Genomic DNA, 5622 nt, shown 5'->3' on the forward strand with positions numbered 1-5622 from the left:
GGACGAGCCGCGGCCGGCCGCCGGTCCCGCTGTGCCTGCGGCACCGGACCGCGATGCGGGCCCGTGCCCGCGGGACGGCGCTGCCCCCGGGTGCGCCGCGGTCCTGGACGGATGCTCGCTCGTGGTGTCGGGGGCGGCGCCCCGGCAGGCGAGCGGGGCATGCGTCGTCGGCGGGTCCGGGGCGCATGTCTCCGCGCCGGACGTCGGGCGGCGTGACCGCCCTGCGGCCACGGCAGGGACGGCGCCCGGCCGGGGGCGGCATGCCCGGCGCGGTGGGCCACCGGCACTTGGGCGGTTTCTCGCCAGGGCCGCCGCCGTCACCGCCGGGATGACGGCGGCCGGGGCCCTGCTCGGCCTCGTCCGGGACCAGACGATCGCGCATCTCTTCGGGGCCGGTGTCGAGAGCGACGCGTTCCTGATCGCGTGGACCGTCCCCGAGATGGCCTCCACCCTCCTGATCGAGGACGCGATGGCGCTGCTGCTGGTGCCCGCGTTCAGTCACGCCATCGCCAGGAGGGCGGCGGGCGGGCAGGTCGCAGACCCCGTACGGGACCTCGTCTCCGCCTCCTTCCCCCGGCTGTTCGCGCTGCTCGCCTGTGCCGCCGGGGTGCTGCTGATCGCCGCACCCCTCGTCGTGCGGGTGCTCGCACCCGGGTTCAGCGATCCCGGGCTCGCGGTGGACTGCACGCGCATGACCGCGCTGACCGTCCTCACCTTCGGCGTCACCGGCTACTTCAGCGCAGCCCTGCGGGCCCACGGCAACTTCGTCAGGCCGGCGGGCGTCTACGCGGCCTACAACGTGGGGATCATCGGCACGACGCTCGCCCTGCACTCCGTGTGGGGCGTACGCGCGGCGGCCGCAGGTGTGGCCGTCGGCAGCCTGCTCATGGTGGCCGTCCAACTCCCGGGCGTGGCCCGGCACATGACCCTGAGGCCGCTCGTCACGCGCCCCCGCTCGAAGGCGCCCCTGCTGGGCGCCGCGGTCCTTGCTCCGGTTGTTCTCTTCGCGGTCGGCCGCCAGTCCCAGGTGCTTGTCGAGCGCTTCCTCGCCGCCCCCCTGCCCGCCGGGGCCATCTCCCACCTCAACTATGCGCAGAAGGTCGCGCAGATGCCGATGGTGCTGTCGCTGATGGTGTGCACGGTGACGTTTCCCGTCGTCGCCAGGGCCATGGCCCAGGGGGACCGCGAGCGGGCCCGCCGCCGTGTCGAACAGGATCTCGCCATGGCGGGCACGATCGTGCTGCTCGGGACGGCGCTTGTCATCGGCTACGCCCCCCAGATCATCGAAGTTCTTTTCCAGCGAGGTGCGTTCGACGCGCGGGACACCGAGACCACCGCCGGCGTCATGCGGGTGTACGCGGCCGGTCTGCTCGGCCACTGTCTCGTCGGCGCGCTCGGCCGCCCGTTCTTCTCCTCGGGCCGGCCCACCTGGTTCCCGGCCGGCGCCATGGCCGCCGGGCTCGCCGTCACGACCGGCGTCGGAGCGGCCGCCGTCGGTGCCTGGGGCGTGCACGGCATCGCCGCCGCCAACGCGGCCGGCATCAGCACCACCGCGTTCCTGCTGCTGCGCGGCCTCGGCTCGCGGGTCGTCGCCATCGAGGTGCGGTCCATCGGCGTGCGTATCGGACGGCTCGCCGTCGCCGCGGCGACCGCCACGGCGGCCGGGCTGTTCGCCGCACCGCTGATCGCGGCGCCGGTGGCCGGCCTCGCCGCCGGCTGCCTGCTCGTACCGGCCACCTTCCTGCTCACCGCCCGCGTCCTGCGTGCCCCGGAGGCCGTACGTCTGCTGGGCCTCGTCCGACGGAGGTCGCGTCATGTCCACTGATACCGAGGCGGCAGTCGCCGCCCCGGCGCTCGCCCAGCCGTGGATCTGGATGTACCACGCGGTGAGCGACCCCACCGACGACCCGTACGGCATCACCGTCGCGCCCGAACGTCTCGACCACCACCTCCGCTGGCTGCGCGCCCGCGGCCTGCGCGGCGTCTCCATGGCCGAACTGCTGAACGCCCACTCCGCCGGCCGGGGTGCTTCTCTCGTGGGGCTGACCTTCGACGACGGCTACGCCGACTTCGTCGACGCCGCGCTGCCCGTCCTTGCCCGACACGACTGCACAGCCACCCTGTTCGTGCTCCCCGGCCGGCTCGGCGGCAGCAACGACTGGGACCCCGAGGGCCCCCGCCGCCCGCTGCTCACCGCCCGCCGGATCAGGGCCGCCGCGGCCGCCGGGACGGAGATCGCCTCGCACGGTCTGCTCCACCGCGACCTGACCGGCTGCTCCGACGACGTACTGCACGAGGAGACGTTCCGCAGCCGCGAGTTGCTCCACGATCTCACCGGCACCGCCCCCGCCGGGTTCTGCTATCCCTACGGCACCTTCGACCGGCGCGCCGCCGACGCCGTGCGCCGGGCCGGCTACGCGTACGCCTGCGCCATCGCGCCCGGCGCGGCGGCCGGGCCCTACGCCCTGCCCCGCACCCACATCAGCCAGGCCGACCGCGGCGCGCGCCTGTGGGCGAAGCGGCTGCGGCACCGCGCCCGCCGCCTCCCCGCCCTGGAACCCGTACTGATCGGCGGCCACGCCGGATGAGGGTCCTGCACGTCATCACGGGTCTCGGCGTCGGCGGCGCGGAACAGCAACTGCGGCTGCTGCTGCGGCACCTGCCGGCCGCGTGCGACGTCCTGACCCTGACGAACCCGGGCCCGGTCGCCGACGCGCTGCGTGCCGACGGGGTCCGCGTCACCCACCTGGGCATGCGGGGCAACACCGACGTGGCGGTCCTGCCCCGCCTGGTCCGGCACATCCGGCGCGGCGGCTACGACGTCGTCCACACGCACCTCTACCGCGCCTGCGTCTACGGGCGGATCGCCGCCCGGCTGGCCGGGGTGCGGGCGGCCGTCGCCACGGAACACTCGCTGGGCGCGGCGGAGATCGAGGGCCGGCCGCTCACCCGCGGCACCCGCGCGCTGTACCTCTCCACCGAACGGCTCGGCTCCGCGACCGTCGCCGTGTCCACCACCGTCGCCGGACGCCTGCGCGACTGGGGCGTTCCCGGCCCGCGTATCCATGTCGTACCGAACGGCGTCGACGCGGCCCGTTTCCGCTTCGACGCGGAGCGGCGGCGCGCCGTCCGGCACCGGCTCGGCATTCCCGGCGACGCCTTTGTCGTCGGAGGCGTCGGGCGGCTCGTCCCCGGAAAACGCTTCGACGTGCTCGTGGAAGCGGTCGCCGCACTGCCCGGCGCACGGCTGCTGCTCGCGGGCGACGGTCCGCAGCGGGAGGCCCTGCGGGCGCTGGCCGTACGGCTCGACGCGGCGGACCGCGTGCGGTTGCTCGGCGCATGCGACGGCGACGCCGTCCCGGCGCTGCTGTCCGCCATGGACGTGTTCGTCTCGGCGTCCCGCGACGAGGCGTTCGGACTCGCCGTCGTGGAGGCGCTCGCCGCCGGGCTTCCGGTACTGCACACCACCTGTCCCGCCGTCGACGACGTGCCGCCGCAGGACGCGCCGGGCGCCACCCGTCTGCGCGGCGGCGACGCCCGCGAACTCGCGGCCGCGCTGCGTGCCCGCATGGCTGTTGCCCCCTGCCGGTTGCCGCCGCCCCGTCTGGTGGGGCACTACGACATCGCGCGCAGCAGCCGTCTCCTGATGGACGTCTACGCACACGCCCTCGACTTCCCGCGCGCCCCGACCCCGTGCGCCCTCGACTCCCCGTACGCCCCGACCCCCGACACCCCGACCCACCCCGACCCGACGATCCAGAGAGCACGCCCATGACCGAGTCGCCCGAGCAGGAACCCGTCACGCCCCGCAGATTCCGCCGCCTCCGCCGCCTCACCGCGAAGATCACCCCGCTGCCCGTCTGGTGGCCGCTGCCCGCCCTCGCTGTGCTCGGGACCGCCTGCGGCGTCTCCTACGGCCTGCTCAAGGCACCCGAGTACGCCGCCACCAGCTATGCCGTCGCCGTGCCGGCCAAGGACACCGACCCCGCCGCGGCCCTCGGCTTCGCCCAGGCCTACGGCCGCATCGCCACCAGCGACTCGACGCTCGCCTACGCGCGCGTCGCCGCCGGTGTCCCGGCGCGCGAACTGCGCAACCGGGTCGAGACCGAGACGTCCCCCGACTCGCCGGTGATCGCCATCACCGGCACGTCCACCAAGCCGGCCGAAGCGGCCGACATCGCCAACGCGGTCGTCGACGCCGTCTTCGTGAGCAGCAACCAGGTGTCCAAGAACACCGGCGTCTCGCTGACGCTCTTCTCGCAGGCCATCGCCCCCAACGAGCCGGTCTCACCGTCCCTGCCCGTCAGTGCGGCGGTCGGAGGGTGTGCGGGCGGTCTGCTCGGCGGGCTCGTGCTCCTCGTGAGGCCGCGCCGAACCGGCACCCTCACGACCACCGGTGTGTCCGCACCGGCGCAGCGCACGGAGCCGGTGGCCGAACGGGAGCTGGTGTGACGCCCGGCGGCACGCGGGGGACCTCCGTCACCCTGTGCCGCGACCCGGAGGCGTTCGCCGCTCTGGGCCTCGAGTGGGAGCGCCTGCACGGCAGTTGCGCCACGGCCACCCCGTTCCAGAGCCACGCCTGGCTGCACTCGTGGTGGCTGTCCTACGGGACGAAGGGCCGTCTGCGCGTCGTCCTCGTACGGCACGACGGCCGGCTGATCGCCGCCGCCCCCCTGATGCTGGCGCACGGCCCCCTGCCGCTGCTCGTCCCGCTCGGCGGCGAGATCTCCGACTACTGCGACATCCTCGTCGACGGCCGGCACATGAGGACCGCGGTCGCCGCGCTGGAGCGCGGGCTGGGGCAGGCCGCGCGCCATGCGGTGATCGACCTGCGGGAGGTGCGGCCCGGAGCGGCCGCCGAGCGGCTCTACGAGAGCTGGAAGGGCGCCCGCGCCCGGCTCGCCGACTCGGTGTGCATGGAGCTCCCGGCCGCCCCGATCGGTGAACTCGCCAAGCGCATGCCGAGCGGCCAGGCCCAACGGGTGCGCGCCAAGCTGCGTAAGATCGACGCACTGAAGATCGAGGCGCACGCCGTTCCCGAGCCCGAAGTGGCGAGCGCCGTCGCCCACTTGCTGCGCCTGCACGAACTCCAGTGGCGTGGCCGCGGCGTCAACGTGGAGCACCTCAGACCGCGCTTCGCCGCGCACCTGGTGCGCGCCACACGGGCCATGATGCGTCGCGACGAGGCAGCCCTCACCGAGTACCGGATGGACGGGGAAGTCGTTGCGGCCGGCCTGAGTCTGCGCTCGGAGCATCTGGCGGGCGGCTATCTGTACGGGGCCGACCCGGGGTTGCGGGACAAGAAGGTCGACGTGGCGACCATGTTGCTGCGGCACGACGCGCAGCAGGCGGCCGACGAAGGGCGCGGAGTCCTGAGCCTGCTGCGCGGGGCGGAGCCGTACAAGAACCACTGGCGGCCGGAGACCGTCACCAACCAGCGGCTGCTGCTGGCCCGGCCTTCGCTGGAGCCGCTGCTGAGGCTGCACGAGGCGCGGGCCCGGCTGCGCGAGCGGGCCGCCGGCGCCGTACGGGACCGGCTGCCGGCCGCGCGATCCCGCCGCCCGGCTCGTCCTCGTCGCCGACCGACGAGAGCGCCTCCTTGACCACGTCGTACGCGCCGAC

Annotated in this window: 5 protein-coding genes; all 5 read left to right on the forward strand. The window is 74.8% G+C overall.

Annotated elements, in window-relative coordinates:
• Window positions 1–328: 328 nt before the first annotated feature.
• The 5 genes from ABZ070_RS34930 to ABZ070_RS34950 are packed head-to-tail and all read left to right on the forward strand — an operon-like array spanning window position 329 to window position 5603.
• A complete protein-coding gene (locus tag ABZ070_RS34930) occupies window positions 329–1825 on the forward strand; it encodes a lipid II flippase MurJ (protein ID WP_356639948.1) in 1497 nt (498 codons plus the stop codon).
• Window positions 1815–2588: a polysaccharide deacetylase family protein gene (locus tag ABZ070_RS34935; protein ID WP_356639940.1), complete on the forward strand. Its 774-nt coding sequence runs from the start codon at window positions 1815–1817 to the stop codon at window positions 2586–2588. Before ABZ070_RS34930 ends, ABZ070_RS34935 begins: the two co-directional genes overlap by 11 nt.
• A complete protein-coding gene (locus ABZ070_RS34940; RefSeq protein WP_356639942.1) occupies window positions 2585–3775 on the forward strand; it encodes a glycosyltransferase in 1191 nt (396 codons plus the stop codon). The genes ABZ070_RS34935 and ABZ070_RS34940 overlap by 4 nt, the downstream gene beginning before the upstream one ends.
• Complete coding sequence (locus ABZ070_RS34945) at window positions 3772–4452, forward strand: lipopolysaccharide biosynthesis protein (RefSeq protein WP_356639944.1); 681 nt, start codon at window positions 3772–3774, stop codon at window positions 4450–4452. The genes ABZ070_RS34940 and ABZ070_RS34945 overlap by 4 nt, the downstream gene beginning before the upstream one ends.
• Window positions 4449–5603 (forward strand): GNAT family N-acetyltransferase, encoded by a 1155-nt coding sequence (locus ABZ070_RS34950; protein ID WP_356639946.1) that lies wholly within the window; start codon window positions 4449–4451, stop codon window positions 5601–5603. Before ABZ070_RS34945 ends, ABZ070_RS34950 begins: the two co-directional genes overlap by 4 nt.
• The last annotated feature ends 19 nt before the right edge of the window (window positions 5604–5622 follow it).

Origin of the sequence: Streptomyces sp. NPDC006283 (genome assembly GCF_040613325.1) — a bacterium.
Taxonomy (GTDB): domain Bacteria; phylum Actinomycetota; class Actinomycetes; order Streptomycetales; family Streptomycetaceae; genus Streptomyces.